Below are 2620 nucleotides of genomic sequence, written 5' to 3' on the forward strand. Positions count from 1 at the left end.
ACTGGACCACGACCTGACCGTGACCCTGTCGAACGGCGACAAGGTCGTGATCCCTGCCGGTCAGACCGAGGCCGAGTACAAGGCGAAAGCCCAAGGTGATGACGTCTTCAAAGACGGCGACACCCTGACCGTCGGCATCACCGATGCTGCCGTTGACGGCAAGTCCTTCGAAAACCTGGAGCTGGGCGGCAACGCCTCGGTGCAGATCACCGACACCATCAGTGAAGTGGTTGCGACCCTCACCGCCGACAAGACCACCGTCACCGAAGGCGGCCAGATAACCTACACCGTGACCCTGACCAACGCCCAAGGCCTGTCGGTCACTGGCCACAATGGCCTGACCTTCACCCTGACCGATGGCACCAAGGTCACCATTCCAGCTGGCAGCGCCAGCGGTACCTTCACCATTACCGCACCGGACGATGTGTTCGTAGGTGGCCAGCCTTCGATCGTCAACAAGATTGAATCGGTTGCCGGTGGCGACAACTTCGAGAAGCTGACCCTCGGCGACAACACGATCACCACGACCGTGACCGACGAGCCGGGCACTGGCACGCCAGGTACCGACAACCAGGGCGATAAGGTCACCGTCACCATCGTTGGCAAAGGTGACGTCACCGAAGACCAGCAACCAGCCTTCACCGTCAAGGTCAGCCAGAAGCTCGACCACGACCTGACCGTCACCCTGTCGAACGGCGACAAAGTCGTTATTCCAGCCGGTCAGACCGAAGCCGAGTACAAGGCGAAAGCCCAAGGTGATGACGTCTTCAAAGACGGTGACACCCTGATCGTCGGTATCACCGATGCCGCCGTTGATGGCAAGTCCTTCGAGAACCTGGAGCTGGGTGGCAACGCCTCGGTGCAGATCACCGACACTGTCAGTGAAGTCGTCGCAACCCTCACCGCCGACAAGACTACCGTCACCGAAGGTGGCCAGATTACCTATACCGTGACCCTGACCAACGCCCAAGGTCTGCCGGTCAACGGCCACAATGGCCTGATCTTCACCCTGACTGATGGCACCAAGGTCACCATTCCGGCCGGTAGCGCCAGCGGTACCTTCACCATCACTGCACCGGACGACGTGTTCGTTGGTGGTCAACCAACCATCACCAACAAGCTGGAAGGTGTCACCGGCGCCGATAACTTCGAAAAACTGACCCTGGGTCAGGACGAAGTGAAGACCTCCGTCACTGACGAACCGGGCACCGGCACTCCGGGCATCGACAACCAAGGCGACAAGGTCACCGTCACCATCGTCGGCAAAGGCGATGTCACCGAAGACCAGCAGCCGGCCTTCACCGTCAAGGTCAGCCAGAAGCTCGACCACGACCTGACCGTCACCCTGTCGAACGGCGACAAAGTTGTCATTCCAGCCGGCCAGACCGAAGCCGAGTACAAGGCCAAGGCCCAGGGCGACGACGTCTTCAAGGATGGCGATACCCTGACCGTCGGCATCACCGACGCTGCCGTTGACGGCAAGGCCTTCGAGAATCTGGAGCTGGGCGGCAACGCCTCGGTGCAGATCACCGACACCATCAGTGAAGTGGTTGCGACCCTCACCGCCGACAAGACCACCGTCACCGAAGGCGGCCAGATCACCTACACCGTGACCCTGACCAACGCCCAGGGTCTGCCGGTCAATGGCCACAATGGCCTGACCTTCACCCTGACCGACGGCACCAAGGTCACCGTTCCAGCCGGCAGCGCCAGCGGTACCTTCACCATCACCGCCCCGAGCGACGTATTCGTCGGCGGCCAGCCCTCGATCGTGAACAAGCTTGAAGGTGTCAGCGGCGCGGACAACTTCGAGAAACTGACGCTCGGCAAGGAAACACTCACCACCACCGTCACTGATGATCCGGATACCGGCAACAAGGTGTCCGTCACCATCGTCAGCAACGGCGATGTCACCGAAGACCTGCAGCCGTCCTTTACCGTCAAGGTCAACCAGAAGCTGGACCAGGACCTGACCGTCACCTTGAGCAACGGCGCCAAAGTGGTGATTCCGGCTGGCCAGACCCAGGTCGAGTACAAGGCGGATGCCCAGGGCGATGACGTGTTCAAGGATGGCAGCTCGCTGACCGTCGGCATCACTGATGCAGTCGTTGATGGCAAGACCTTCGAGAATCTGGAACTGGGCGGCAACGCCACCGTGCAGATAACCGACACCGTCAGTGAGGTCGTCGCGACCCTGACCGCCGACAAGACCACCGTCACCGAAGGCGGCCAGATCACTTACACCGTGACCCTGACCAACGCCCAGGGTCTGCCGGTCAATGGCCACAATGGCCTGACCTTCACCCTGACTGACGGCACCAAGGTCACCATTCCGGCCGGCAGTGCCAGCGGCACCTTCACCATCACCGCCCCTGACGACGTGTTCGTCGGCGGCCAGCCTTCGATCGTCAACAAGATCGAATCGGTTGCCGGTGGCGACAACTTCGAGAAATTGACTCTGGGTGACAACACCGTCACCACGACCGTGACCGACGAGCCGGGCACTGGCACTCCAGGCACCGACAACCAGGGCGACAAGGTCACCGTCACCATCGTCGGCAAAGGCGATGTCACCGAAGACCAGCAGCCGGCCTTCACCGTCAAGGTCAGCCAGAAGCTC

Annotated in this window: 1 protein-coding gene; it reads left to right on the forward strand. The window is 61.1% G+C overall.

Annotated elements, in window-relative coordinates; genetic code table 11:
• Positions 1-2620, forward strand: a 2620-nt coding sequence (locus CC207_RS19675; RefSeq protein ID WP_371916488.1) for an immunoglobulin-like domain-containing protein, incomplete at both ends; no start/stop codon positions are given.

This window comes from Pseudomonas sp. DrBHI1, from assembly GCF_002205115.1.
In the GTDB taxonomy this organism is placed as follows: Bacteria; Pseudomonadota; Gammaproteobacteria; order Pseudomonadales; family Pseudomonadaceae; genus Aquipseudomonas; species Aquipseudomonas mosselii.